24 protein-coding genes and 2 tRNA genes are annotated in these 24,862 nt (G+C 67.8%); 15 read left to right on the forward strand and 11 right to left on the reverse strand.

Features of this window, described 5'->3' with window-relative positions; genetic code table 11:
• Positions 1 to 3: 3 nt before the first annotated feature.
• Complete coding sequence (locus IT361_07350; protein ID MCC6317498.1) at positions 4 to 183, reverse strand: Arc family DNA-binding protein; 180 nt, start codon at positions 181 to 183, stop codon at positions 4 to 6.
• A 6-nt stretch (positions 184 to 189) separates the two neighbouring features.
• Complete coding sequence (locus tag IT361_07355) at positions 190 to 1,059, reverse strand: SPFH domain-containing protein (protein ID MCC6317499.1); 870 nt, start codon at positions 1,057 to 1,059, stop codon at positions 190 to 192.
• Positions 1,060 to 1,384: 325 nt separating this feature from the next.
• Between IT361_07355 and IT361_07360 the strand changes: the two genes are divergently transcribed.
• Both IT361_07360 and IT361_07365 read left to right on the forward strand, forming a co-directional pair.
• Complete coding sequence (locus IT361_07360; GenBank protein ID MCC6317500.1) at positions 1,385 to 2,224, forward strand: DUF72 domain-containing protein; 840 nt, start codon at positions 1,385 to 1,387, stop codon at positions 2,222 to 2,224.
• A 402-nt stretch (positions 2,225 to 2,626) separates the two neighbouring features.
• Complete coding sequence (locus IT361_07365) at positions 2,627 to 3,340, forward strand: SURF1 family protein (protein MCC6317501.1); 714 nt, start codon at positions 2,627 to 2,629, stop codon at positions 3,338 to 3,340.
• Between the two features lie 103 nt (positions 3,341 to 3,443).
• Here the strand turns inward: IT361_07365 and IT361_07370 are convergent, their stop codons facing one another.
• Together IT361_07370 and mgtE are read right to left on the reverse strand one after the other, a co-directional pair.
• Entirely contained in the window at positions 3,444 to 4,352 is a 909-nt protein-coding gene (locus IT361_07370; protein ID MCC6317502.1) for a DMT family transporter, read from the reverse strand.
• Entirely contained in the window at positions 4,349 to 5,728 is a 1,380-nt protein-coding gene (gene mgtE, locus IT361_07375; GenBank protein ID MCC6317503.1) for a magnesium transporter, read from the reverse strand. The genes IT361_07370 and mgtE overlap by 4 nt, the downstream gene beginning before the upstream one ends.
• Before the next feature lie 373 nt (positions 5,729 to 6,101).
• On the opposite strand from mgtE, the gene IT361_07380 reads away from it, so the two are divergent.
• Positions 6,102 to 8,648 (forward strand): carbohydrate binding family 9 domain-containing protein, encoded by a 2,547-nt coding sequence (locus IT361_07380; GenBank protein MCC6317504.1) that lies wholly within the window; start codon positions 6,102 to 6,104, stop codon positions 8,646 to 8,648.
• 52 nt (positions 8,649 to 8,700) lie between these two features.
• On the opposite strand, the gene IT361_07385 is transcribed toward IT361_07380, so the two are convergent.
• Positions 8,701 to 8,964, reverse strand: a complete 264-nt coding sequence (locus tag IT361_07385) for a copper chaperone (GenBank protein MCC6317505.1) — start codon at positions 8,962 to 8,964, stop codon at positions 8,701 to 8,703.
• 66 nt (positions 8,965 to 9,030) lie between these two features.
• On the opposite strand from IT361_07385, the gene IT361_07390 reads away from it, so the two are divergent.
• The 6 genes from IT361_07390 to IT361_07415 all read left to right on the forward strand — a co-directional run bounded on the left by IT361_07390 (position 9,031) and on the right by IT361_07415 (position 13,819).
• A complete protein-coding gene (locus IT361_07390) occupies positions 9,031 to 9,918 on the forward strand; it encodes an NAD(P)-dependent oxidoreductase (GenBank protein MCC6317506.1) in 888 nt (295 codons plus the stop codon).
• 217 nt (positions 9,919 to 10,135) lie between these two features.
• Positions 10,136 to 11,347, forward strand: a complete 1,212-nt coding sequence (locus IT361_07395; GenBank protein ID MCC6317507.1) for a cysteine desulfurase-like protein — start codon at positions 10,136 to 10,138, stop codon at positions 11,345 to 11,347.
• Between the two features lie 43 nt (positions 11,348 to 11,390).
• The gene (locus IT361_07400) at positions 11,391 to 12,593 is read left to right on the forward strand and encodes a hypothetical protein (GenBank protein MCC6317508.1); all 1,203 of its coding nucleotides are present in this window, start codon (positions 11,391 to 11,393) and stop codon (positions 12,591 to 12,593) included.
• Entirely contained in the window at positions 12,545 to 13,015 is a 471-nt protein-coding gene (locus IT361_07405; protein ID MCC6317509.1) for an acyl-CoA thioesterase, read from the forward strand. Before IT361_07400 ends, IT361_07405 begins: the two co-directional genes overlap by 49 nt.
• Positions 13,016 to 13,109: 94 nt before the next feature.
• Positions 13,110 to 13,526, forward strand: a complete 417-nt coding sequence (locus IT361_07410) for a DUF2203 domain-containing protein (GenBank protein ID MCC6317510.1) — start codon at positions 13,110 to 13,112, stop codon at positions 13,524 to 13,526.
• 5 nt (positions 13,527 to 13,531) lie between these two features.
• Entirely contained in the window at positions 13,532 to 13,819 is a 288-nt protein-coding gene (locus IT361_07415) for a hypothetical protein (protein ID MCC6317511.1), read from the forward strand.
• Here IT361_07415 and rnz read toward each other — a convergent pair.
• Positions 13,816 to 14,760 carry a ribonuclease Z gene (gene rnz, locus IT361_07420; protein MCC6317512.1) on the reverse strand — a complete coding sequence of 315 codons (945 nt, stop codon included), beginning with the start codon at positions 14,758 to 14,760 and terminating at the stop codon, positions 13,816 to 13,818. The genes IT361_07415 and rnz overlap by 4 nt on opposite strands.
• Positions 14,761 to 15,124: 364 nt before the next feature.
• On the opposite strand from rnz, the gene IT361_07425 reads away from it, so the two are divergent.
• Together IT361_07425 and IT361_07430 are read left to right on the forward strand one after the other, a co-directional pair.
• Positions 15,125 to 15,493 carry a stress-induced protein gene (locus tag IT361_07425; protein ID MCC6317513.1) on the forward strand — a complete coding sequence of 123 codons (369 nt, stop codon included), beginning with the start codon at positions 15,125 to 15,127 and terminating at the stop codon, positions 15,491 to 15,493.
• Positions 15,494 to 15,947: 454 nt separating this feature from the next.
• Positions 15,948 to 16,020 (forward strand) — tRNA-Ala (locus tag IT361_07430).
• A 161-nt stretch (positions 16,021 to 16,181) separates the two neighbouring features.
• Here IT361_07430 and IT361_07435 read toward each other — a convergent pair.
• Positions 16,182 to 17,480: a hypothetical protein gene (locus IT361_07435; GenBank protein ID MCC6317514.1), complete on the reverse strand. Its 1,299-nt coding sequence runs from the start codon at positions 17,478 to 17,480 to the stop codon at positions 16,182 to 16,184.
• Positions 17,481 to 17,590: 110 nt separating this feature from the next.
• Between IT361_07435 and IT361_07440 the strand changes: the two genes are divergently transcribed.
• Positions 17,591 to 17,663: transfer RNA gene (locus IT361_07440), tRNA-Gln, on the forward strand.
• Between the two features lie 206 nt (positions 17,664 to 17,869).
• Positions 17,870 to 20,248 (forward strand): EAL domain-containing protein, encoded by a 2,379-nt coding sequence (locus IT361_07445; GenBank protein MCC6317515.1) that lies wholly within the window; start codon positions 17,870 to 17,872, stop codon positions 20,246 to 20,248.
• Between the two features lie 121 nt (positions 20,249 to 20,369).
• On the opposite strand, the gene asd is transcribed toward IT361_07445, so the two are convergent.
• On the reverse strand, positions 20,370 to 21,533 hold the full coding sequence (asd, locus tag IT361_07450) for an aspartate-semialdehyde dehydrogenase (protein ID MCC6317516.1): 1,164 nt from the start codon (positions 21,531 to 21,533) through the stop codon (positions 20,370 to 20,372).
• Between the two features lie 105 nt (positions 21,534 to 21,638).
• Here asd and IT361_07455 point away from each other — a divergent pair, with 105 nt between their 5' ends.
• Positions 21,639 to 22,187 (forward strand): hypothetical protein, encoded by a 549-nt coding sequence (locus IT361_07455; protein ID MCC6317517.1) that lies wholly within the window; start codon positions 21,639 to 21,641, stop codon positions 22,185 to 22,187.
• Positions 22,188 to 22,282: 95 nt separating this feature from the next.
• Here the strand turns inward: IT361_07455 and IT361_07460 are convergent, their stop codons facing one another.
• Positions 22,283 to 22,558, reverse strand: a complete 276-nt coding sequence (locus IT361_07460; protein MCC6317518.1) for a DUF2277 domain-containing protein — start codon at positions 22,556 to 22,558, stop codon at positions 22,283 to 22,285.
• On the reverse strand, positions 22,524 to 22,700 hold the full coding sequence (locus IT361_07465; protein MCC6317519.1) for a hypothetical protein: 177 nt from the start codon (positions 22,698 to 22,700) through the stop codon (positions 22,524 to 22,526). Before IT361_07465 ends, IT361_07460 begins: the two co-directional genes overlap by 35 nt.
• Positions 22,701 to 22,737: 37 nt before the next feature.
• Between IT361_07465 and IT361_07470 the strand changes: the two genes are divergently transcribed.
• Complete coding sequence (locus IT361_07470; GenBank protein ID MCC6317520.1) at positions 22,738 to 23,691, forward strand: extracellular solute-binding protein; 954 nt, start codon at positions 22,738 to 22,740, stop codon at positions 23,689 to 23,691.
• On the opposite strand, the gene solA is transcribed toward IT361_07470, so the two are convergent.
• Complete coding sequence (solA, locus tag IT361_07475; GenBank protein ID MCC6317521.1) at positions 23,681 to 24,784, reverse strand: N-methyl-L-tryptophan oxidase; 1,104 nt, start codon at positions 24,782 to 24,784, stop codon at positions 23,681 to 23,683. The two genes, IT361_07470 and solA, sit on opposite strands and share 11 nt — an antisense overlap.
• Positions 24,785 to 24,862 lie beyond the last annotated feature (78 nt).

A 24,862-nucleotide genomic window follows, 5' to 3' on the forward strand; every position in this document is an offset into this window, starting at 1 on the left:
GAGTCATTCTGTGGAAGAAGGGTCCGCGGGCGGCCGCTTGAGCCGGCCCGCCTGCTGCAGCGAGCGACGCAAGAGGAATTCGATCTGGGCATTGAGGCTGCGCAGGTCGTCGTTCGCCCAGCGCTGGACCGCGTCGAGCAGGTCGCGGTCCACGCGCAGGAGGAAAGGCTTGCGCTCAGCCACAACGCCTCACTGATATAGCGTACCCGTGTTCACCACGGGCTGCGCATCCTTGTCGGAGCAGAGCACCACCAGGAGATTGGACACCATCGTGGCGCGTCGCTCGTCATCGAGCGTGACGATGCCTTTGTCCGAGATGAGCGTGAGCGCGTTCTCCACCATGCTCACCGCACCTTCGACGATGCGCTGACGCGCGGCGATGATGGCATTGGCCTGCTGGCGACGCAGCATGGCCGCCGCGATCTCCGGTGCATAGGCGAGGTGGCTCAGCCGCGCCTCCACCACCTCGACGCCGGCCTTCTGCAACCGCTCCTGGATCGCGACCTGCAGCGCCTGCGAGACTTCGGCCGGATGCGCGCTGAGCGACACTTCGCCGACCGTGTGGGCGTCGTACGGATACGACTGCGCCAGCGCGCGCACCGCCGCTTCGGACTGCATTACGACATAGTGTGTGTAGTCATCGACCTCGAACATCGCTTCAGCCGTATCGACGACCTTCCATACCACCACGGCGCCGATCTCGATCGGATTCGAGTGGTTGTCGTTCACCTTGAGCTTCGCCGTCTCGAAGTTCCGCACGCGGAGCGAGATCCGCTTCTTGGCGAAAAACGGGTTGGCCCACCAGAGCCCCTGTTCGCGGACCGTACCGGTGTACTTGCCAAAGAGGGTCAGCACCTTGCCGTCGTTTGGCTGGACGGTAAAGAGCCCGCTCAGCCCGATGATGACCAGGGTGAGAACCGTGCCCCATAGGATGGCGGCGAAGGGGTCATCGGCGCGTGCGCCCTCGACAATGCGCCACATGGCGAGGCCGCCCAGTACGGCAAAGACCGTAAGGATCAGCAGGCCAGGCGTGCCCTTGCGGGTGACTTCTCTGAACATGGTGGTACTCGGTTCGAGTGGTAGCAAGATGATATCATAGCGATAGCGATATTGCAAGGCCTGAGGGCAAGTGGTGCTCAGCGGCCCCGAGCGCCGCACATGTGTCCATCGGACCCCTCGACTCCCCCGGGGAGCGCCACGGGCCGCATCGGAGGCCGGATTGGGGCGGGTTCCTGACGCTCTGGCCGCGGCAGGCTCGCCGGGCCGGCGCCAGCGCTACCAGTTTCCGTGGGTCCTGCTGGTGCGTCGCCGCCCGCTCCGCGCTCGCCCCTGCGCTTTCTCTCACGCACACGCACTCTCTCTCCCTCGCTCTCCTCTTGCCTCCGTGCTCTCGTTAGGTGCCCAGGGCTGGAACTACGACGCGTGGGTCGGGCCCTTCTATCCGACCGGCACACGCGCGGCCGACTTTCTGCGCGTGTACGGCCGGGCGTTCGACACGGTCGAAGTCGACGCGACGTTCTACGCCATTCCGCCGTCGGCGACCGTGGCCGGCTGGGCGGCGCGCGTGCCGCCGACGTTCACCTTCGCGCTCAAGCTCCCGCAGGAAATCACGCACGAACGCCGCTTGCGCCGCGCGGACGATGTGCTGCAGTCGTTCACCGAGCGCGCCCGCGAACTGGGGCCGCGACTCGGCCCCGTCCTCATCCAGCTCGGCCCCGCCTTCGCGCCAGACGAGCTGCCAGCCCTCGCCGCGTTCCTCCCGACGCTGCCGCGCGACCTGCGCTTTGCGGTCGAGTTCCGACACCGCGGCTGGATCTACGATGGCGTCATCGCGCTGCTGCAGGAGCACAACGTGGCCCTGGCCCTCACCGATGCGCGGTGGATTCCCCGGCGGACCATGCTGGCGCTCGCGGCCCGGCCCACTGCGGACTTTGCGTACGTGAGGTGGATGGGCCCCGATCGCGACATCGTCGACTATTCACGCATCCAGGTCGACCGCACGCGAGAGCTCGACGCCTGGGCCGACGCGATCCAGGGCCTCACCACGCGCGTCGATGCGGTGTACGGCTACGTGAACAACCACTTTGCCGGCCACGGCCCGGCAACGCTCCGGGACCTGCAGCAACGACTCGGTCTCCCGACCGTGGACCCGGATTCGTTAGGGGAGCAGATGTCGTTGTTCGGCAGCAGCGGCCGGGAAGGCAGCGCAAAGCACGCACGATAGATCGGTGCGTGACCATCGATGAGGGAAGAGCGTGGGGCGCGACGGGTGGGTCGACCCCGCCTCCTTCGAAGGTCCGCTACTTGAGCCCGCCCTTCGATGCGCGAGGACGCTCCGCCCTTCCTCCGGCTGCGCATCCGACCACCGGTCCATGTGTCTGTCCCGTCTCCTCCCGGTGTTCGTGCACCTGTCCATCCGCGCTTCCTCCACCTGCCCATCCGACCACCCGCCCATGCGGCGGTCCGTGCATCCGCCACGAACTCCCCGCCCAGGTGCTCGAAGGCCGCGGCGACGTCGGCCGCGGAGCGTGCATGGGTACCCTCACCCAGCGCCTGGGCCGCTCCTCTTGGTATTCGTGCACCTGGCCATCCGCCCGCTAAGATGAGATGTGCCGTCTGACGCCTCGTGATCCTGCCTCGCCGCTATTCCTGGTTCGTCGTCGTCGCCAGCCTCGCCGTCATCGCGTTCCTCCTGCTCGGTCGCTGGCAGCTCGGCCGGCTGTCTGAACGTCGGGTCGCGAACGCGTCGCTCCTCGCGCGTCGGAGCCTTCCGACAGAAGCAGCCGAACGACTCGCCCGCGACACGGCCGTCGCGCGCTTTCGTGCGCTGCGCGTGCACGGGCGGTTTGACTACGAGCATCAGTTCATCTGGACGGCCCGGTCGCGCGAGGGTGCGCCGGGCGTCGTCTTCCTCACGCCCATGATCGTGAGCGACAGCGGGCCGGCGGTGTTGGTGAATCGCGGGTGGGCCTATTCCGCCGACGGCATGGCGATCGACGAGCCGCTCTGGCGCGAAGCCGTGGAGGATTCGGTGGTCGGGTACGCGGATGCCTTCACCTCGGGCGTCGGGCCTGTCTTCATCGGTCGCGAGCCGCGCCGCATTCGGCGCCTCGCGTTCGATTCGCTCCAGGCTCGGCTGCCCTATCGACTGCTCCCGATCATCGCCGTGCAGCAGCTCGGCGCCGGGCCGCAGGTGGAAGTCCGGCATCCGTTTCGTGCCACGCCACCGCCACTCGATGAAGGGCCGCATCGGGGGTACGCCCTGCAGTGGTTTGCATTCGCCGCGATCACCATCGTGGGCACCGTGGCCGTGGTGCAGCGTGGGCGTCGTCCGGAGTGACGTCAGCGCGTCGTGCGGCGGAGCGAGCGAAGCCAAGGGCCTACTGAGAGAGCCTGACGAGAACGCGCAGGCCCGTGGTGTATCGAGGGCGCGGCTGCTGCGGTCAGGGTCCTCGTGATGCTGCGCCGAGTTGGAGCCCGACGACGGCCGAGAGAATGAGGGCCCCGCCCGCCACGATCGGCAGGGTCACGGGCTGGTCGAGCAGGATCGCGGCAAACGCGGCGGCAAAGAGCGGCTCCACGGTACTGACGATCGAGGTGCGCACCGGGCCGAGTGCCGCGAGCCCGACGAAAAACAGCCGGAACGCAATGACGGTGGAGATGAGGCCAAGCCCGGCGATCGCGCCCCAGCTCGCGCCATGGTTTGGCCACGCCAGTTCGCTACGGAGCATCGCCGCGACCACAAAGATCAGGACCGCGCCGAGCGCGATGACCAGCGTGGTCAGCGAGGCGTCAATGCCGCGTTGCAGGTGCCCCATCACCGGGACGTACGCCGCGTAGCCCACGGCGGCAGCGAGCGCGAGGCCCACGCCGATCGGATGCACGCCCGCCGTGCCGGGCCAGCCCACCAGCAGCGCAAGCCCGGCGAACGACATGGCCAGCGCCACGAGCCGACGTCGATCCAGCGGCTCGAGCCCGCGGACTGCGCTGATCAGCGTGACCCACGCGGGAAAGGTGTAGAACAGGAAGACGAGCGTGGCGGCCGGAATCCACGCGAGCGCGGAGAGCGACAGCGCGGCAACCAGTGCCTGACCGCTCGCGCCGATCACGACGAGGGGAACGAGTCGGCCCTTGGGCAGAGGATTGCGTCGTAGCCACCCGATGGCGGGAAGCAGCGCGAGCGCGGCGACGGCGTATCGGCCGGCGAGGATGATCGTGAGCGGCGTGCCGCGTTGCGTGGCGATGACGGTGAAGATGGGAATGAGCGAGAAGCCAAGCGCGGCGAGCACGACCTGCCGGATCGCGCGCCCTTCGGCACGCGGCGCCGCCGCGCCGAGGTCGACCGCGGTCATGCGATGTGCAGGATCTGGCGTGCGATCGTGAAATACGCGACGAGGCCGGTCACATCGACCAGCGACGCGACAAAGGGCGAAGACGCGATGGCCGGGTCGAAGTTGAGCCGCTTGAACAGCAGGGGCAGCATCGCGCCGACGACGGCTCCCACCATCACCACCGCGATCAGCGTGAGCGCCACGACGAGCGCCACGTCCGAGGCGGTGCCCCACATCAGTGCGCGCACATACCCGATCACCCCGAGCCCGGCGCCGAGCACCATGCCCTGACCCAGTTCGCGCCACAACACACGCAGCGCATCCGTGATCTCCACGTCACCCACGGCCAGCGCGCGCGTGATCAGCGTCGCCGACTGCGAGCCCGAGTTGCCGCCCGACGAGATGATGAGCGGGATGAACAGCGTCAGGGCCAGCACCGCGGCGAGCGTGTCTTCGTAGTGACGCATCGCGGTGCCGGTGAACATCTCGCCGATGAAAAGAAAGACGAGCCATCCGACCCGTTTGCGCGCCACGCTCCAGAAGCTCGCCTGGAAGTACGGCGCCTCCAGCGGCTGCACGGCGCCGAGGCGCTGCACGTCTTCGGTCTGGACGTCGTGGATGGCGTCGATGACGTCGTCGACCGTGATGACGCCGATGATGCGATCGAACGCGTCGACCACGGGTACGGCCACCAGGTCATACTCCGAGGTGATGCGCGTGACCTCCTCGCGATCGGCGGTGGCGGGGAGCTTGACGACCTCGGTCCATGCGATGTCGGCGAGCCGGGATCCCTCCGGGGCGGCCAGCAGCTCGCGCAGCGAGAGCACGCCCACGAGCGTGCCGCGCTCATCGGTCACGTACAGCGCGTGCATTGCTTCCTTGCGTCCGCTGCGCGCCGCGACCCGCACCTGTGCCAGCGCCTGTTCCACCGTGAGCTCCCTCGCGATCCCGACGAACTCGGTCGTCATCAGGCCGCCGGCGGTGTCCGGGTCGAACTGGAGCAGCCGCTCTGTTTCCTGGCGGGCTTCCTTCGGGAGGTCCTGCAGGATCTCGTCGGCGGTCGCCTCTTCGAGATCCTCGAGCACGTCGGCGCGATCGTCGGGCGTCATCGCGCCGACGAGTTGCGCCGCCTGCTCGGTGGTCATGTGCTCGAGCAGTTCGGTGCGGAGCTGCTCGTCGAGATAGCCGACCACGTCGGCGGCCCGCGCGGCGCCGAGCACGCGCAGAAAGTCGCCAAGCCGCTCGCGAGGCAACAGCTCGGCAACATCCGCGAGGTCCTTGGGGTGGATCTCCTCGGTCTCGACCGCAAGGTCGGCCGGCGACTCCTCGAGCAACGCGAGGATGTCGGGCGCGAGCAGCGCAGCGAGTGGCTTGTCGGATCCGTGTGAAAGACTCATGTGCCGCCAGCTGAAGGCGCCGCCGCGCGGCGCTTGGACGTCCTGCGGTCGTCAGGGCGCGCCGGCTGTTCGCAGGCTCGCCAGGACCGGTCGCGCCTCACCCGCTCACCACCGCGCACCGCGTCGAATCTGAAGTTCGCGCCGCGACGCCGCGCCTCCCACCTGCGGGCTCATCCTCGGTGCGGACGGCAACCTACCCATGTCGTCGAGCACGAACAAGCGCGCGACCCAGGGCCGACCAACCCTTTGCCTCCCGTCGCTGTCGAAGTCTGCGTTCCGCGCCCCGCGGCGGTTGGAGATCGCTCCGTCACCGCGATCGCGACGTGCCGAGCGTGCACCGGGCAGCTTGTCCCTGCCGACATCCCGATCCCATATGCGCCCTTTCGTCTGCGTTCCGCTTCTCATCGCCGCGGCTCCGCTTGGCGCCCAGCAACTGGCGCCACGCAATGACCCGGTGCGCGCGCCGTCGGCGTTCACCACCAGTGCCATCCGCGCCGACGCCGCGCCTGTCATCGATGGACGCGACCGCGACGCCGTATGGCGGAGCGCCCAGGTGATCCAGGGGTTTCGCCAGTTCGATCCCGTCGAGGACGCCGAACCGACGTTCAACACGGAAGCGCGGATCGCCTACGACGATCGGAACCTCTACATCCTGGTGCGCGCGTTCGATCCGCACCCGGATTCGATCATGGCGCTGCTGAGCCGGCGCGACGAGCGCACGCAGTCGGACTACATCCGTGTAACGATCGACTCGTACCACGACAAGCGCACGGGCTACCAGTTCATGGTCAACCCAGCCGGCGTGCAGCGCGACATCTACCTCTTCAACGACTCCGAGGAGGATCTGACCTGGAACGCGGTGTGGGAGTCGAAGACGGCGATCGACTCACTCGGCTGGACGGCCGAGTTCCGCATTCCATTGAGTCAGCTCCGGTTCAGTGACCGGGACGATCACACCTTCGGCATCGGCATCTTCCGCGAGGTGGCGCGGCTCAATGAGCGCACGAGCTGGCCTTTGTTCCGTCGGACGCAGTTCGGCATCGCGTCGCAGCTGGGCGAGATCCACGGTATCCGCGGCATCGGCAACAACCGGCGGCTCGAAGTCATGCCCTATTCGGTGCAATCCAACGAGTCCCGGCAGCGCGGCGCCGCGTTCGGCCGCACGCAGCGCTCCTCGTTTGGCGCCGACATGAAGGTCGGCCTGTCGTCCAACCTCACGCTCGACGCCACGATCAACCCCGACTTCGGTCAGGTGGAAGCCGATCCCGCGGTGCTCAACCTTGGTGCGTTCGAGCAGTTCTTCGAGGAGCGGCGTCCGTTCTTTCTCGAGGGCACTGGCATTTTCTCGTTTGCCATCGACTGCAATGACGGACAGTGCACCGGGCCGTTCTACTCGCGCCGCATCGGGCGTCCGCCACAGACCGGATTCCTCAGCCGCGACGGACTCGCCGTGCCCACGTCCTCCACGATCCTCGGCGCGGCCAAACTCACCGGTCGCCTCTCCAGCGGCCTCTCGATCGGCGTGATGAACGCCGTGACGGCGCGCGAGGACGTCGCCGACACGCTCACCGTCGAGCCGCGGACCAACTATTTCGTGGGGCGCCTGCAGCAGGATCTGCGCGGAGGACGCAGCGGCATCGGCCTCATCATGAGCGCGGTCAACCGCGACCTCGACGACCAGACGTTGCCCTGGCTGCGCCGCGCGGCCTACACGGGAGGACTGGACCTGCGCCATCGCTTTGGCCCCGGTGGCAACCTCCAGTTCTCCGGGCACCTGCTCGGCAGCACCGTCCAGGGCTCGACCGATGCCATCGCGCGCACACAGCGCAACGGCGTGCATTTCTACCAGCGACCCGACGACGATATCCAGTTCGACTCGACGCGCACGAGCCTCAGCGGTGTGAGCGGAGGGCTCAACCTGCAAAAGAGCGGTGGCGGCATCACGCGCTTTCACACCGGCGTCTGGTACAAGTCGCCGGGTCTCGAGGTCAACGACGTCGGGTACATGCAAAGCGTGAACAACATGGGCCAGTCGAACTGGTTTGCCCTGTCGTTCCAGGAACCGCGGGCGTTCTATCGCCGGTTGCAGATCAACTTCAACCAGTGGAACAGCTGGCTTTCCGATGGCACCAACACTGGGCACGGCGGCAACGTCAACATGAACGGCCAGCTCAAGAACATGTGGTTCTTCTTCGGCGGTGTGGGCGGCGAGATGGGCGCCCTGTGTGCCGCCTGCCTGCGGGGCGGCCCGACCTATCGCGAGATGGCGAGGATGTTCTCGTTCTTCGGGTTCACTGGCGACCAGCGACGGGTGGCTGTGCCCGAGATGTTCGTGAACTTCAGCCGGGGCGATGCCGGGCGGTCGCACAGCCTGAACCTCAACCCCAGCGTCGCATTCCGCCTGGCCTCGCAGTTCTCGGCGCGCGTCGGCGTGAGCTATTCGCGCAACGTCGATGACCGCCAGTTTCTCGGCAACTACGGCGTCATCGGCAGCGACACCGCGCACTACACCGTGGCGCACCTCGACCAGAAGACCGTCGCGGTCACCACGCGCGTCAACTGGACTGCCTCGCCCACGCTCTCGCTGCAGGTGTACGCGCAGCCCTTTGCCACCGGGGGCGAGTACTCCGACTGGCGCCGTGTGCGCGATCCGCGAAACCGCTCGTATGACTCGCAGTTCGAGCCCTTCACGCAGCGCGGTGAGCCGGGCGGCTTCAATTTCAAGCAGTTCCGCTCCAACAGCGTGCTGCGTTGGGAGTACCGGCCCGGGTCGACGCTGTTCTTCGTCTGGCAGCAGGGCCGCACCCAGGACGGGCTCGATGCCGGCTCCTTCCGACTCGGCCGCGACTACCGCAACCTGTTCGGCGCACACCCGGAGAACACCTTCCTCGTGAAGGCGAGTTACTGGTTCAGCCTCTGAGCCGTCGGCAGTCGCATGAGAGCGCCCGTCCCGGCGACGGGCGCTCCGGCGTTCAGGGGGCGTCGTGCATCGGGAGGACTCGACGCGCAGTCCTCCGGGTGGTGAGCCGGTAGCCCACGACATCCAGGGCCGCCTGGATCCGCGCATCCGGGACATCGCGATCGCACTCGATCTCAGCGCGCCCCAGGGCGACGTCGGCGCGACGAATGCCGTCGACTCCGGCCAACGCCTGAAAGACGGCGCGCACGCAGTGGACGGTGGTCATGCCGTCGATCTCGAGCGCGATGTGCAGCGTGGGACGGCGAGGAACTTCCATAGGTCGCGACGAAAGGTAGCTTCGTGACTGGCCGCCCGGGCCGATCTTCCCGTTTCGCCTCATCGCATGTCCGTCTCCTTCCTCGGTCTCGGCGCCATCGGCACGCCGATGGCCTCTCACCTGGCCGCGCGCGAACCGCTCGTCGTCTGGAATCGCACCACGGCCCGCGCCATTGCATTTGCCGCCGAGCACCGCGCGACCGTTGCCGCCACGCCGCGCGAAGCGGCGGTTGGGCGCGACGTCGTGATCACGTGCCTGCCCACCTCGGCGGAGGTCGCGGGCCTGTTGGACGGCGACAACGGTCTCATCGCCGGCCTCAAGGCGGGAAGCCTGCTGATCGACTGCACGTCGGGTGACCCGGCGTCATCGCAACGCATTTCGGCCCGTCTCGCCGAGCACGGCGTGGGATTTCTCGATGCGCCGGTGAGCGGTGGAACCAGCGGCGCGGTGAACGGCACGCTGACGGTGATGTGCGGCGGTGACGAGGCCACGTTTGCCCGCGCCCGACCCGTGCTCGAGGCATTCGGACGCAAGATCGTGCTCGTGGGGCCGGTCGGGGCGGGGCACGCGCTCAAGGCCGTCAACAATGCCTGGCTGGCGGTCCATATCTGGTCGGCCGCGGAGGGACTGGCCGCGCTGACTAAAGCCGGGGTGAAGCCGAGCGCTGCGCTCGAGGTGATCAACGCCTCGAGCGGGCGATCGAATGCGTCGGAGAACCTGATCCCGCAGCGCGTGTTGACGCGCGCGTTTCCGCGGACGTTCAAGCTGGCGTTGCTGGAGAAGGACGTGGCGATCGCCGCCGACTTCCTGCGAGAGCAGCGCGTGCCGTCGTCGCTGACACAGCACGTCGCGGAGTTGTTCCGGGTCGCGCGCACCGAGCTTGGCGAAGATGCCGATCATGTCGAAGCCGTGCGCCTGATCGAGCGTTGGAGCGCGGTGGACATTGCCGACTGACTTCTGCCCTTACGGCCGGACAAAGCGCCAGCGCACGGCAGGGAAGGATGGAAGGCGACGTACGCCGGCACCACGTTGGGCTGGCACATGAAGCCTGGGAGCGGGAACGGCGCCCATGTGGCTGCGCGAAGCAGGCGGTCCGGCTACCGTGCCGCCCATCTAAAGAATGGTGCATACGGTCTTCAACCTTTGGCGTGCAGGTTCCACCACGTCCCTCATGAAATCGCCTGACGAGATCCGCGCCCTCTTTCCGGCGCTGGCCCGCGTGCATCGCGGACATCGCGTGGCCTACTTCGACGGACCCGGCGGCACGCAGGTGCCGTCACCCGTGGTGGCGGCCATGACCGACTACCTGCTCAATCACAACGCGAACACCCACTGGCTCTATCCGTCGAGCGTGGAGACGGACGCGATGTTGTGGGCCGCACGTGAGTCGGTGGCGGACTTCCTCAACTCGAGCCCGCACGACGTCTCGTTCGGCAACAACATGACCACGATCACGTTTCACCTGGCGCGGGCCCTCGGTCGTGCGTGGGGACCGGGCGACGAAGTGATCGTGACGGAGCTCGACCACCACGCGAACGTCGCGCCCTGGCGTGCGCTGGCTGCGGAGCGCGGGATCACGGTCCACACCGCGCGGATGCGGCCCGAACAGGGAGTGCTGGACTGGGCGCACCTCGAGTCGCTGGTCTCGGCAAAGACGCGCCTGCTCGCGATTGGTGCGGCGTCCAATGCGCTCGGGACGGTGAACGACATACCGCGCGCCGCCGCGCTCGCGCGTGCCGTCGGGGCGCTGCTCTTCGTCGACGCCGTGCATTACGCGGCGCACGGCGTCATCGATGTCAAGGCGTGGGACTGCGATTTTCTGGCCTGCTCGTCGTACAAGTTCTACGGTCCGCACGCCGGCGTGTTGTACGCGCGACTGGCCCTGCTCGACGCGCTCGACGTGCCCAAACTCGATCCCGCGCCCGCCGAAGCCCCCGAGCGTATCGAAACCGGAACGCAGAATCATGAGGGTATCGTCGGCATGGGCGCGGCGGTGGAGTTTCTCGCGTCGCTCTCCGAGGGTCCAACGCGTCGCGATCGGCTCGTGGCGACGATGCATGCCCTGCACGAGCGTGGGGAACTGCTCCTCGCCCAGCTCTGGCAAGGCCTCTCGGCGATCCCCGGCGTGACGATGTACGGCACGCCGCCCGGCGCAACGCGCACGCCCACGGTGTCCTTCTCGGTGCAGGGGCGGCGCTGCGACGACGTGGCACGCGGGCTCGCCGAGTCCGGCGTGTTTGCGTCCAATGGGGACTTCTACGCCACGACCACCATCGAGCGGATCGGGCGCGCGGCCGACGGTGTGGTGCGGGCGGGGTGCGCCTGCTACACCACGGCCGATGAAGTCACTCGACTCGTCGACGGCGTGCGTCGCCTCGCCTGACGAGACGCGCACCTCGCGCCCGGGGTGCGATAGCTTTCCGCCCATGTTTCGGGCTCGCGGTCTTTCGCTCGTCCTGCTCACCGCCGTCGCCTGCGGCGAGCCGGCCACCTTCGTTCCGGCGTCGTTCCTCATCGTCGCCGGCGACTCCACGTTCTGGGTGGAGTCCGCGGCGTCCGGTGTGGTCACTCGTCGGTCGCCGATGATGCTCGCGAACGTCGATGGGCGGTTTCATGAGCTGTACGTCGTCGATGAAGACCTCTCGTATCGCGATGCCCTCATGGTCGGGCAGCGCGTCTTTCGACGCGACATCCTGTCCGGGGACTCCGCCCTGGTCCGCTACGACACGACGATCGCCGGCATCGCGATGACGTGGGCGGCACGCAATCCTGACGATCGCCCCCTCGATCCCGACGAGGAGGTGAGCGATGACCCCGTGGTGCAGGCCACGACCGACACGGAATTGCTGGACGTCACCGGGCCGTTCCTCAGCTACGAGTTTCACCTCGACGTCGACATTCACGGCGAGCGCGACCAGCACCTGACCCAGCGAGGCGTGGTCGATGTGCGCGACGGCTCGCCCGTCGGTCTCGAGCGCCTGACGAGTGAGGCAGCGGCCGCGCGCACGCGAGACGAGGGGCGCGCGCGCTTCAGCGCTGCGCTGGATTCCGTCCGACGCGCCACGGACGCACGCGCCGGACGCGCGCGCCAGGCGATTGACGGCTTCGCGTTCGACGCCGCATCGTTCGAACTCCTCGTCACCGGCGACGGGCCGGCCATCGCTTTCCTCGTGCCCGGGCGCGGCGCACGCGCCGGCGGTTTCTCCCTCCCACTCGGCGAGATCCCGATTGACCGCGGCCCCTGGTGGAGTGACGTGGCGCCAACGCTGCCAACATCGGCGTCGCCCTCCACGGTGACCTGGAGCGATACCGCCTACGACGTGGTGGCGACGGTGGACAGCGCGGGAACGTCCGCGTCCCTCGAACTCCATCGCGATGGCCGCTCGCAGCTGGTGGCGTCACTTCCGCTGCCCGTGCTGCGCCTTTTTCGGTTAGGCACCGCGCCAAGGGACGTGCCGATGCGCCGCGCCCTGTCCCGCGCCTTTGACGAGGCCGCCGCGTATGGTGGTCTCACCAACCCGACGTCAGGTCCCGCGCGCCGCCCATGGCGCCGCCTCGCGTCCCAACGAGTCCGACGCACATGGAACCCCGTACTCCCCGCGACAGCGAAGCCACGGTTGCCGACCTGATGATGCCGCACCAGGCCAACGGCCTGAAGCAGCCCTCCGTCTTTGGCGGCGTGATCATGAGCATGGTCGACCGATGCGCAGCCCTTGCCGCCATGCGACACAGCGGCGGGCAGGTCACCACGCTTTCCATCGACCGCATCCTCTTCAAGGAGCCGATTCGCGTCGGGGAACTCGTTGAGGTGCGGTCGCGTGTCGTGTTCGTCGGTACGACCTCGCTCGCCGTGGTCGCTGACGTGTACGCGGAGAACGTGAGCGCCGGATCCAAGCGACACACGAACGAATGCTGGCTCACGTTCGTGCATTTGGGCGAAGACGGAGCGCCCGCGCCGGTGCCGCGCTTGCAGCTCGAGACCGCCGCCGACCACGAGTTGCATGCCCAGGCGGCGCGACGTCGGGCGCACTCGCTGAGCGAGGCGCGCTGAGCACACGCGACAAGCGAACCGTCGGCGACCGGACGGTGCGTCTCGCCGCTCCGGGCGCTTGACTCTGACGGGCACACCGCGTCACCCTTCCTTCATGCCGCATTGCTTCACGCTCGAGATGGCGAATCGGATGCTCCCGCTCGTGAGCCGGATCGTCCGCGACATCCTCGACCACTACCGCACGTGGCAGCAGACGGTCGAGCAGTTCGAGATGGCGACGGCCCTGAGCCGATCCGATCGTCCGACCGCGGAAGCCGAGGCGCTGCAGCACCGCGCTCAGGAGCTTGCGCACGAGATCCAGGGCTTTCTCGCCGAGCTCACGAGCCTGGGCGTCGAGTTCAAGGGATTCGAACTCGGTCTCGTCGACTTTCCGGGCGACGTCGACGGACAACCCGTGCTGTGGTGCTGGAAGTTCGGTGAGCCTTCCGTGCAGTATTGGCACGACGCCGCCTCGGGTTATGCCGGCCGCCAGCCGGTGGAGACCCTGCTCGCCGCACCGCGACACGCCTGACCCCTATGAGCAAGATGACGCCCTATCGCGCACCGGACGGGACCCTGTGGGGCGCTCAGGTCCGCATGCCATCCCACAGCAGCGCCATGGTGATCTTTCATCACCCCACGGGCGAGACCGCGCGGCTCAACCGCTACGCATGGTTGAACGTGCGGTCGGCGACTGCGCAGGACCCGAGTGCGCACCTCGACGCCCATACGCTGGCGGGCGGGCTCAATGAGGCCGAACTCGCGCGCCTCTTTCGCCGTTCGCTCCCCATGAACACGGAACGGCCGGGCTGGATCGTTTCCTAGCCGCTGGCGCCCGACGCGCCGTCAGTCTCGAACGGCACATCGATTTCCATCCCGTCGCGCGCGACGGTTGTCGCCGCAAAGACGCTCCGCGCTTCGGTCTCGAGATCCCGAGGGTCGCGCGTGTAGCGTGCTGACAGGTGCGTGAGTACCAGCCGCTTCACCTCGGCGTCGCGTGCCACTCCGGCGGCCTCGCGCGCCGTGGAGTGACCCGTGTCCACCGAGCGCTCGGCCTCTTCGTCGCCAAACGTCGCTTCGTGGATCAGCAGGTCCGCGCGATGCGCGGCCTCGATCGTGGCATCGCAGGGCCGCGTGTCCCCGGTGATGACGATGCGTCGCCCGCGTCGCGTGGGGCCCACGAGCGTGGCGGGATCGATGGTGCGACCATCGGGGAGCGTGATGGACTCGCCGCGATGCACGCGACCCCACAGCGGCCCTTCGGGGATACCTAACGAGCGCGCGTGGTCGGGGTCAAAGCGGCCTCGGCGTTCGTGTTCGATGAGCGCCCAGCTCAGGGCGGGCCCACCGCGGTGCACCGCGTTCACGGCGCGGATGTCGTAGTCCTTGCGCGGTACCGCTTCGCCGGGCTCCAGCTCGGTGATCTGCACCGGAAACGTGAGCCGATCGCCGCCAAGCGTTTCGCAGCGGCGCAGGAGTCGCTCGGCGCCTCTCGGTCCCCAGCAGCGCAACGGTTCCGTTCGCCCCTGCAATGCGAGCGTACGCATCAGCCCGACGATCCCGAGAAAGTGATCCAGGTGGAAATGCGAGAAGAACACATCATCGAGCGCGAACGAGACGCCGTATCGCATCATCTGTCGCTGCGTGCCTTCTCCGCAGTCGAACAGCAGCGTTTCCCCTTCACGGATGAGGGCGATCGAAGGGGCGCTCCGCTCGACCGTTGGGCGGGAAGCGGACGTGCCGAGGAAGCGGATGGTGAGGGGCATGACGGCGGGAATATAGCGGCTGAGTTCGGTTCTATCTCGCGAGAGATATTGACGGTAAGTCGTGTTGCTTCATTGTGATGTACATCGCTGAGCCTGCTCCAATCCGGTAGCAATTTGCCATCGAGCAAGGGAAACGAGCAGCACGCTGGTGGGTAGTTGAGGTCGACGCGCCTTGTCGCGTCACGCAGGGGTTGTCGAGCACGGAATCGTGGATGAGGCCGCATCGATCCCACTGATGATCGATTGCAGGCCCGGCCGTTTGGTCGCCCACCGATGCTCAGCCCCGTGAGGCAGAACGCGCACTGCGTGCAGGGAAGAGGATCCCTTCCAGGTCTACATTCGCATTGGCAGGAGGAGTCACGTCATGACAGGAAAGAGCAAGCGAGGATTCGCCTCGATGGATCCCGAGCGGCAGAAGGAGATCGCGAGCAAGGGTGGTCGCGCCGCGCACGCCAAGGGCACGGCCCATGAGTGGTCGCGGGATGAGGCGCGCGCCGCGGGTCGCAAGGGCGGCGTGATCGTGAGCCGCGATCGCGAGCACATGTCGGCGATCGGACGCGAGGGCGGTGAAGCGCGTGGCCGTGCCAACGCGATCGCGCGCGCTGCCGAACATGGTGGTCGCCGGTTTGTGGAGCGTGAATCCCGCGTGGTCACGGGCCGCGACCTCGAGGCATCGTCAGACCGGCCCTCGGCGCTCGACACGACGTCGCTGCAGGGCGACCTCCGCCGGTAGGCCCCGCACCGGCTCAGTCCGCGGTGCGGCCCTGGCGCCCGCCGCGGCCGCACGGGGGAGTGGCGCATCGCGTTGGTCGCGCCCGCATCCGGCTTTGGGGCCACGGCTTCCGGTCGCTCGGGAGGGCGGACGGGGGACCGGGGCGGTGCCGGTCGCCGGGCCGCGAAGGCGGCGCCGTCCAGGGAGCGCTCAGCCGTGACCGTCAAGACAAGCCACACCGCACCACGCGCGATTTGGCGGTTCTTTTCTCGATTCCGGCCGTTCCTTCGGGAACCTTCTCGCCAGCGCGCGGTATGTGAGTGCAAGTGATTGCGACTACGGCGCTTGCCGCGCGTGTTGTTGACTTTCCAGACAGTCGGACTACCTTTCGCCGCAACCCGGTACGGCTATTGCCCGTAGGGTTGTTACGATTGGAGTGCGACCGTCGTATAACAAGCGGAGCGTTCTCCTCGTCGGGGCTGTAGCTCAGTTGGGAGAGCGCTGCAATCGCACTGCAGAGGTCAGGGGTTCGACTCCCCTCAGCTCCATAGATGTGTCGGTTTCGCGATTCGGGTTGGTTGATTTGGCCAGCCGTCGTTCGGTAGGACGCAGAGTTCCAATGACGACGTGCTTGGCACCTCCCCCGCGAATCCGCACTCCCGCAGAAACGGCCGCCCCAGGGCGGCCGTTCGATTTTCCGGCGTTCTCGCTACGGCCTGAAGTCGCCCACGTCGCGTCGCAAGGACTCGAACACCGCGGCGAGGAAGCGATTCTCCTCGATCTCCGTCGCGCCCTCGAAGTCCCCGAACGCGGTGGCACCGAGCCCGTTGAGCCAGCGCATGATGGCGCTTTCGTTCACCACCGTTCGGATGTGACGGAGGCTCATCGTCTGGGTGCCCAGGTCATCGCGGACGCTCAGGCGCATCTCGGTGCCGCGTCCCTCGAAGGGGCGCCGCAGCGGTGTCCTGATGAGGTGGCGAATGGCCAGCGGAAAGTGCCACTCGGGCTCGTCCCGGAACCGCAGCATGAGGCCGCGCTCGTGGACGCTCCGTTCGATGATCACGTCGCCGACCAGCCTCTCGAAGCCGACGCGAAAGATCCTGAACTTCGCTGACACTTCGGCCGTCATGCGGAGCGAATCGGGGAGCGGGCGCGGCGCGCCGTTCAGGGCAACGAGCCCTCCTGCGCGTGCCCGCGCATGAATGGTGATGGCTCCCGGTCCGCCGATCACGTCGAGGTAGCGCACGCCACCGTGGTCGTGGACCTGGAGGCGCCACGTCGTGGGCATCACGTAGCGGTCGACCCACGCCGCAAACGCCGGACTGCCGCGGCGCATGGAATCGGGTTGCCATCGAATCGAGAGCGCAAGCCCGGTGGATCCGTCGGCGAGTTGCATCGTGCGAAGGGAGTCCACGCGAAACAGTCGCCCGAGCTGTCTCGCCGCACGGGGGAACGTGCCGCGCATGTCGGCGAGTGTTTCCACGCCGCTCCGGCCTTCGAACGCCGTGACGAATGCGCCTAACGCATCGCCCACCCGCGCGGCCGGCACCGGCCCGATCCCGTGATCGACGATCGTGATCCACTCGTAGTCGCCTGTGCCGAGTTTGGCGAGCCGGATGTAGTGGCGTTCGTCACCGAGGCGGCGCGGGTAGGGCGCGCTGGCCCGGGCGCTGAAGAGGTAGCGGCCCTGATCGAACGTGGCGTCGAGGTAGAGCCCCTGGGAGGAGTCCGGTGCGTGGTGGATGGTCCAGAGACTTGTGTCCCGATACAGGCGGGCCGGCGTGAGCGCGTAGCGCCCCATGATCGGTCGAGCCGCGGCGAACTTCGCGTCACGCTGGACGTTGGTGAAGCGGACGGCGAAGCCCGCGAACGCGTTGTTCGCGTTGAGTCGAGCTTCGGCCAGGGTGGGTCCCCACGCGGGAATCGCGTCCCGGCAGGCCCCGAGCGCGGCGGCGCAGAGGATGGGAAGCGCACCCGCGCGCACCGAGCGTAAGCGGTTCAGGGGCAATGGTATAGGTCGTGGTCGCCGCGCGCGGCCGATGATGCGGCGGGGTTGCCGGGAGGCGAAAGCCCGGGTTATTGTGCTACGCCGGAACGCGCAGGAAAGTTCGGGCCTTCTGCCCCTTGGTGTAACTGGCAACACGTCTGACTCTGGATCAGAAGAGTCCTGGTTCGAGCCCAGGAGGGGCAATCGAGAAGGGCCGCCGAAAGGCGGCTCTTTGCGTTTCCTACGCCACGCTCCCGTGGGCCACTGAGCCGCTGGCTCCCCCGGAATCCCGGCCGCCGCCCAGTGGCGCGCCTGGCCAGCGCGCCCCGGTGACGGCACTCCCCACTCGCCCGTCTCATACGTAATCGACCCCTCTCAGCAGGGGACGCGCTGTCCTTTCGCCGCCCGCTGTGCACACTCCCCGCGCCACCAGCCTCCACGAGTTCGACGAGAGCACTTCACAGGTGCTCCAGGCGCAGTTTGCGCTGGCCGAGCGATCGGTGAATGGGGTGCGCATCCTGGTCATTGGCGTGCTGGCGATCGCGGCGATCGCGTACGGCCCGTATCTCGACGCCCGACTCAACCTCGCCAACCTGTTCGCACTGGCCCCGATGCTCGCCTGGGCCGTGGGACAGCACTTCTGGTGGCACGCTCGCGGCGCGCAGTCCCGCACGCTCTCCACGGTCAACGCCCTGCTCGACGTCTCGGCCGTTTCGATCCTGGCCACGTGCTATGGGCTGTTCGGTGATCCGAACTTCGCGGTGAAGTCACCGATCCTGAGCGCGTATTTCGTGATCCTCGCGGCGCGGCCGTTCACGGGTTCGCCGCGCCTCGCGCTCAGCACCGCGCTCACGGCAACGCTGCAGTACGCGGCCATCGTCGTCTTCTTCACGGCCACGGGTCGCCTGGCGCTCAACGACGATCCGACGGCGACGGTGACCACCCGCGGCACGTCCCTCCTCGACGAAGGCGCCAAGACGCTGCTCCTGCTCATCGCTGGCGTCGTGGCCACCTACGCCACGGCGTGGAACGAACGCACACTGCGCCAGGCCGTCTCGCTGCGCCGGAACTTCGAAGCGCGCTTTCGCGCGGTGTTCGAACACTCCGCGGTCGGTGTGGCGCTGCTGAACGAGCAGGGCGCGGTCCTCGAGGCCAACGGCGCGATGACGTCCATTGTGGGCGCGTCGAACATGCAGCTTGTCGGCCGCCGCATCTCCGACTTTGCCACGCCAGAACACGAACAGACGAGCGAGCGCCTGATCCGCGATCTCGTGGATGGCGAACAGGCGAGCGCCACAGCCGAGGTACTGTTTGCGCGGAGCGATGGCGCCGAGGTCTGGGGCTCGGTCACGGTGTCGCACGCCCAGGGCGCCCGCGACGTGCGGCTGATCGCCATCGTCGAAGACGTCACCAGCCGCAAGGCGCTCGAGGCCAAGCTGCTGCAGCAGGCGTTCTACGACGGCCTGACCGGACTCGCCAACCGCTCGCTCTTTCGCGATCGCGCCGAGCACGCGCTCACGCGCGCGATGCGCGATCGGTCCGAGGTGGCGGTGCTCTTCCTCGACCTCGACAACTTCAAAAACGTCAACGACACGCTCGGCCATGGCGCGGGCGACTGCCTGCTCCAGGTGGTGGCCAACCGCCTGCTCAACGCGACACGCGGCTGCGATACCGTCGCCCGGCTGGGCGGGGACGAGTTCGCGGTGCTGCTCGAAAACGTACGAACCGAGGCCGACGCGAGCGTGGTCGCGGAACGCATCACGCACGCGCTGCGCTCCCCGATCGAGCTGAACTCGGGGAACACGGTGCGAGTCTCGTCGAGCATCGGCATCGCGCGCGCCGAAGACTCGTCGACCGTGGACGACCTGATGCGCAACGCGGACGTGGCGATGTATGCGGCCAAGTCGGCATCACGCGGCACCTTCGTGTTCTTCGACCGCTCGATGCACACCGCGCTGGTCGATCGCGTCATGCTCGAAGTCGACATGCGCACGGCGATCGAGGGTCGCGATTTCTGGGTGGCCTACCAGCCGATTGTCGACCTGGAGACCCGCGAACTCACGGGCATGGAGGCGCTGGCGCGCTGGCGTCATCCGCTCAAGGGCCTGATCCCGCCGGCGTCGTTCATCCCGGTGGCCGAGGAAACGGGGCTGATCCTCGCGATCGGTCGGCTGGTGCTGGCCGACGCGTGCCAGCAGGCCGCGTACTGGAATCGGCTCCCCGGGCGCACACGGCCGCTCTCGATCACGGTGAACCTGTCGGGAAAACAGCTGCAAGCCCCCGACCTCCACCAGGACGTGCGGGAGGCCCTCGCGAGCAGCGGGCTCGACCCGTCGCACCTGATCCTCGAGATCACCGAGTCGGTGATCATGGAGAGCGGACGGAGCGTGCTCGAACGTCTGCGCGACCTGAAGGAACTCGGCGTTCGACTCGCGATCGATGACTTCGGTACCGGCTACTCCTCGCTGTCGTACCTGCAGCAGTTTCCGGTGGACATCCTCAAGATCGATCGCTCGTTCACCACGGGACTCGCCCGCGGGCCTAACGAAGATGCGCTGGCGCGGACGATCATTGCGCTGGGCGACCTGCTCACGCTCCGGACGATCGCCGAAGGCGTCGAGCACGAAGGTCAGCACGAGCGACTCCGGGACCTGGGCTGTGACTACGGCCAGGGCTACCTGTTCGGCAAACCGATCTCCGCGCGCGACATGACGGCGCTGCTGCGCACGGGACAGCTACCCGAGCTGGTCGAGGAAGAGGAGCAACGCTCGGTCCCGAGCCAGGGCTGAGCGACCCCGCCGGCTTCGAACCACGATCAGTCCGCGGCGACGGGAGAGAGTTGCCGGGCGGCCCCCGATTCGACCAGGAATCGCAGCAGGCGTCGCAACGGTTCCGCGGCGCCCACCGCAGTCAGTCGGCGGCGACGGGCGAGAGTCGCTGCGCGGCCCCCGATTCGACCAGGATTCGGAGCATGCGCCGCAACGGTTCCGCGGCGCCCCACAGCAGCTGATCGCCGATCGTGAAGGCCCCGAGGTACTCCGGGCCCATCGCCAACTTGCGAATGCGCCCAACCGGGACCGTGAGCGTTCCGGTGACCGCGACCGGCGTGAGTTCCCTGAGCGTCGCTTCCTTCGTGTTGGGCACCACTTTCACCCACGAATGGTCGGTCGCGATCATCGCCTCGATGTCGGGCAGAGGCACATCGCGCGTGAGCTTGATGGTGAGCGCCTGACTGTGGCAGCGCATGGCGCCGATGCGTACGCAGAACCCGTCGACCGGAATGGCCGGCGTCCCGAACCCGTCGCCGCGGCCGAGGATGCGATTGGTCTCGGCCATGCCTTTCCACTCCTCGCGGCTCACGCCGTCGCCGAGGTCGCGATCGATCCAGGGGATGAGCGAGCCGCCGAGCGGGACTCCGAAGTGTGCCACCTCGGCGGCCTTCGCGCCCTGCTGCCGCGCGAGTACGCGCCGGTCGATCTCGAGGATCGCGCTCTGCGGGTCGTCGAGCAGATCCTTCACCGAGGCGTGGAGCGCGCCGAACTGCGTGAGCAGCTCGCGCATGTTCTGCGCGCCTGCGCCCGATGCCGCCTGGTAGGTCTGCGTCGACATCCACTCGACCAGCCCCGCCTTGTAAAGCGCCCCCACGCCCATGAGCATGCAGCTCACGGTGCAGTTGCCCCCGATCCAGTCCCGACCACCGCGGGCGAGCGAGGCCTCGATGACCGGCAGGTTGACCGGGTCGAGGATTATGACACTGTCGCCGTTCATGCGCAGCGTCGACGCGGCATCGATCCAATGCCCGCGCCAGCCAGCGGCGCGCAGTTGCGGATACACCTTCGAGGTGTAGTCGCCGCCCTGGGCGGTGATGATGACTTCACACCGCCGGAGTGCGGACAGGTCGTACGCGTCGAGGAGGCGCGTCTCGTTCCGGGCGTCGGCCGGGGCCGGACCTCCGGCGTTGCTGGTCGAGAAGAACAGCGGCTCGATGTGCGCAAAGTCGTCCTCGGCGCGCATGCGATCCATGAGCACGGAACCAACCATGCCGCGCCAGCCTACCAATCCTGTAACAACCACGTGCCGTGTCCTCGGGGTCCGGGGCCTCTGTCGGAAAGTCGCGGATCGGGGTTGATGGCGGCAAGTGGGTGTCGCGTGTTCAGTTCAGGTACTCGAGGAGGAAGCATGCAACACAGCGCCGAGCCGATGGGCTTTCTGGTCCGCGGGATTCCCGTGGTGGTGGAAAATACGCGGCCCGACATTGCCACCGCGGACGTCATCGCCAGGCTCGACGAAGCGCTCGGCCTGATCGAGGCGGTCCAGCCGTGGCGGCTACGGCACCTGCGCCGTGACCTGCGGTGCATCCGGGTCGTGCGGTTCGCCTGCCGCGGCGCCTACGTCCCCGACGAGCGCGTGTGCATCACGGAGCTGACGTTCCTGAATCGACGCGACATCTCGGCGGCGCCGGTGGCTTCATCGATCATCCACGAGGGCATGCACGCCAGGGTCGACGTGATGGGTGTTCGACGCGATGGGCGCGACCGGGCGCGCGAGGAGCGACTGTGCCGTCGCGCGGAGCTGGCGTTTGGCCGGGCGTTACCGCCCGGGCTGGGCGCTCCGGTGGTGGAGCGCGCACTGGCGTCACTCGATCTGTCGGACCACGACGTGGCGCCGGTGGTGGACTGGTCCGAAGCGCAGCGACGCATCGACGCGGTGGACGGATCTGGCCGCTGAACACGCCGTCGATCCGAACTCGTTCTTGAGCACCGTTCGTGGCGAACCGCAATGCGGACAAGCCACGGTGTGCTGCCAACGCAACGCTACGATATTCAGGCCGAGCGCGGGAACCGCTTGAGGGAGCGCTCGCGCCCTTTGCGCGCTTCGACCTCGCGATCGCGTGGAGGCGCGGTAGTCACGAGTGAATCGATCAGACGTCGGGCCGCCGCGCTGACCTCAGCCACCGCGATATTGAATGCCTCCTCGTTCGCTCGGGATGGCTTGGTGGTTCCGCTGAGCTTTCGCACGAACTGCAGCGCCGAGGCATGGACTTCGTCTGTGGTCGCCGGTGGTTCAAAATTGGCGAGCGTCTTGATGTTGCGGCACATCGTCGGGGAGGTTGGACGGTGGTGTGGCGAGCTTGTGCTCCGCCTCCTTCACGGCCTCGTAGCCAAAGTAGCCTACGAGCCCACCGCGGGAGCGCGGCAGGTGCGGAACGGGGCCACGGTGGTGGCGGGAGCCTCGACCAATCTACCGAACCTTCGTGGCGTGGCTTAGGTCTCTCCTCATGACGAGAGCCGTGCACTGCTGGATCGGGACGATACTCTTCGCGGCTGGATGCCTGTCGGCGTGTGACCGCCAACGGACCGCGGAACCTCAGGCCCTGAGCGTCTTCAACGCGGCGGCGCTGGGCCCGCCCTTTCGCGACCTGATCGCCGCCTTCGCCGCGCAGAACCCTGGGCTCGTTCACGACCAGCTCAACGCGCCGAGTCTGGAGGCGGTGCGCATGATGACCGAGCTCGGCCGCGTTCCGGACGTGTTGGCCGTGGCCGATCGCGCGTTGCTCGATTCGCTCGTGTTGCCGAAATACGCAACGTGGTACGTGGCCTTTGGCACCAACGCCCTCGTACTCGCCTATGGTCCAAAGGCGCGGTTCAGGGACGAGATCACGACGGAGAACTGGTGGCAGGTGCTGCTGCGTCCCGGCGTGGAAACGGGTCGTTCCGACATGCGCGTGGACCCCAGCGGCTATCGAGCAGACATGGCGATGCAACTGGCTGAGCGCCACTACGGCGTGCCCGGCCTCACGGCAAAGCTGCGCGCCGCGATCCCCGAGCGGAACGTGCGTCGTGCCGAAGCAGACCTTTCGGCACACCTCGAGCTGGGCGAACTGGACTACGGGTGGACATATGAGTCGCTGGCCAGGGCGCACGGTCTGGCCTATGTCAAACTCCCGGCAGCGGTGGACCTCAGTGACCCGGCTCTGGCGTCGACCTATGCCTCGGCACACGTCGAACTACCCGAGCCCGGGGGACGCGCGCCGATCGTGTTGCGCGGTGCTCCGATCGTCTTTGCGGTGACCGTGCCGACCCAGGCGCCGCACGGCGATGTGGCGCGCCGCTTCGTCACCTTCCTCCTGTCGGCCGAAGGGCGCGAGATTCTTGGCCGATCGGGTTTCAGCGCGCTGGCAACACCGGATGTGGTCGGGACATTGCCGAGCGACGTGATCGTCAGGCGCTGAGCTGCGGGAAGCGCGCGAGCGCGTGGCGCGCGATGTCGTGCGTGGTGCTCCCGCGCGCGATGAGGTCGGCCACGATCTCGCCAACGACCGCGGCGAACTTGAAGCCGTGTCCTGAGCAGGCGGACGCGATGAGGACTTCGGGGGACCCGGGGAGCCGGTCGATGATGAAGTCTTCGTCGGGCGTGTTGGTGAAGATGCAGACCTTGGCCTGCAGCACTTCATCCTGGGCACCCGCGAAGCACGCACGCACCAGGGGGCGCAGGAGCGCGAGATCGTCGTCGTCCACATGCGCACGGTCCAGCCGCTCGGGGTCGACGGCTTCACGCCGGTGATGGTAGCAGCCGACCTTGAAGCCAGGGGCGCTGAACTCGGGAAAGCCGTACCAGTGTTCGCCTTCCCACTCGAGGTTGAATACCGGAAATCGCTCGGGCGCAAAGGCATCGCGATCCGCCACGTCGAACCAGGCCACGACCTGACGTTCAGGCGTGAGCAGCGGACCTAACGACGGCACGAGCGCCGGTGCCCAGGCGCCGGCGGCAACGACCAGTTGGCCCGCCTCGTAGGTGCCGCGCGCGGTGTCGACGGTCACCGCGCCACGCTTCGCCTCCCAGCGGACCACGCCCTCGGCGGGGCGAACGTCCGCTCCGGCCACTCGCGCGAGCTCGAGGCTCGCGGCGATGCAGCGCTCTGGCACGAGGAAGCCCCCGTCGGGCTGGAACACGCCGACGTGGCCCGCCGGCAAACGGTACGCGGGAAAGCGCGCCGCGAGGTCGCCGGGCGTCAGGACGTCGTACGGCAGGTCGTGCTCCCGGCACGAGCGGATGGAACCGCTGACGGTTCGCGAGTCGACGGGACCGGCGTCCAGCGAGCCGGTGACGTGGAGGATCGGTTCTCCTGCCTGCCGCTCGAGGTCGCGCCACAACTCGAACGCACGGCGCAGGAGCGGTACGTAGGACGGATGCTCGAAGTAGGCGAGCCGGATGATGCGCGTGAGGCCGTGGGACGACCCGCGGTCGTGCGCCACGCCGAACCGCTCGAGGACGAGGGTACGCTGGCCCTGCCGAGCGAGATGAAGGGCAGCGGCGCTCCCCATGGCGCCGGCGCCGAGCACGATGACGTCGTAGGGCTTCACGTGTGGACGAGTCCGCCGGGTGGTGGTGGGTCGAGCGCG

The sequence above is a fragment of the Gemmatimonadaceae bacterium genome, assembly GCA_020846935.1.
Lineage (GTDB): Bacteria > Gemmatimonadota > Gemmatimonadetes > Gemmatimonadales > Gemmatimonadaceae > RBC101.

Bases quoted from the DNA above. Each gene is read 5' to 3' on its own strand.
- IT361_07455 (MCC6317517.1), top strand. From the start codon at position 21,639: ATGCAACACAGCGCCGAGCCGATGGGCTTTCTGGTCCGCGGGATTCCC.
- IT361_07410 (MCC6317510.1), top strand. From the start codon at position 13,110: ATGCCGCATTGCTTCACGCTCGAGATGGCGAATCGGATGCTCCCGCTC.
- rnz (MCC6317512.1), bottom strand. From the start codon at position 14,760: ATGCCCCTCACCATCCGCTTCCTCGGCACGTCCGCTTCCCGCCCAACG.
- IT361_07380 (MCC6317504.1), top strand. From the start codon at position 6,102: ATGCGCCCTTTCGTCTGCGTTCCGCTTCTCATCGCCGCGGCTCCGCTT.
- IT361_07385 (MCC6317505.1), bottom strand. From the start codon at position 8,964: ATGGAAGTTCCTCGCCGTCCCACGCTGCACATCGCGCTCGAGATCGAC.
- IT361_07370 (MCC6317502.1), bottom strand. From the start codon at position 4,352: ATGACCGCGGTCGACCTCGGCGCGGCGGCGCCGCGTGCCGAAGGGCGC.
- IT361_07425 (MCC6317513.1), top strand. From the start codon at position 15,125: ATGACAGGAAAGAGCAAGCGAGGATTCGCCTCGATGGATCCCGAGCGG.
- IT361_07400 (MCC6317508.1), top strand. From the start codon at position 11,391: ATGTTTCGGGCTCGCGGTCTTTCGCTCGTCCTGCTCACCGCCGTCGCC.
- IT361_07470 (MCC6317520.1), top strand. From the start codon at position 22,738: ATGACGAGAGCCGTGCACTGCTGGATCGGGACGATACTCTTCGCGGCT.
- mgtE (MCC6317503.1), bottom strand. From the start codon at position 5,728: ATGAGTCTTTCACACGGATCCGACAAGCCACTCGCTGCGCTGCTCGCG.
- IT361_07355 (MCC6317499.1), bottom strand. From the start codon at position 1,059: ATGTTCAGAGAAGTCACCCGCAAGGGCACGCCTGGCCTGCTGATCCTT.
- IT361_07405 (MCC6317509.1), top strand. From the start codon at position 12,545: ATGGAACCCCGTACTCCCCGCGACAGCGAAGCCACGGTTGCCGACCTG.
- solA (MCC6317521.1), bottom strand. From the start codon at position 24,784: ATGGGGAGCGCCGCTGCCCTTCATCTCGCTCGGCAGGGCCAGCGTACC.
- IT361_07390 (MCC6317506.1), top strand. From the start codon at position 9,031: ATGTCCGTCTCCTTCCTCGGTCTCGGCGCCATCGGCACGCCGATGGCC.
- IT361_07395 (MCC6317507.1), top strand. From the start codon at position 10,136: ATGAAATCGCCTGACGAGATCCGCGCCCTCTTTCCGGCGCTGGCCCGC.
- IT361_07415 (MCC6317511.1), top strand. From the start codon at position 13,532: ATGAGCAAGATGACGCCCTATCGCGCACCGGACGGGACCCTGTGGGGC.
- IT361_07460 (MCC6317518.1), bottom strand. From the start codon at position 22,558: ATGTGCCGCAACATCAAGACGCTCGCCAATTTTGAACCACCGGCGACC.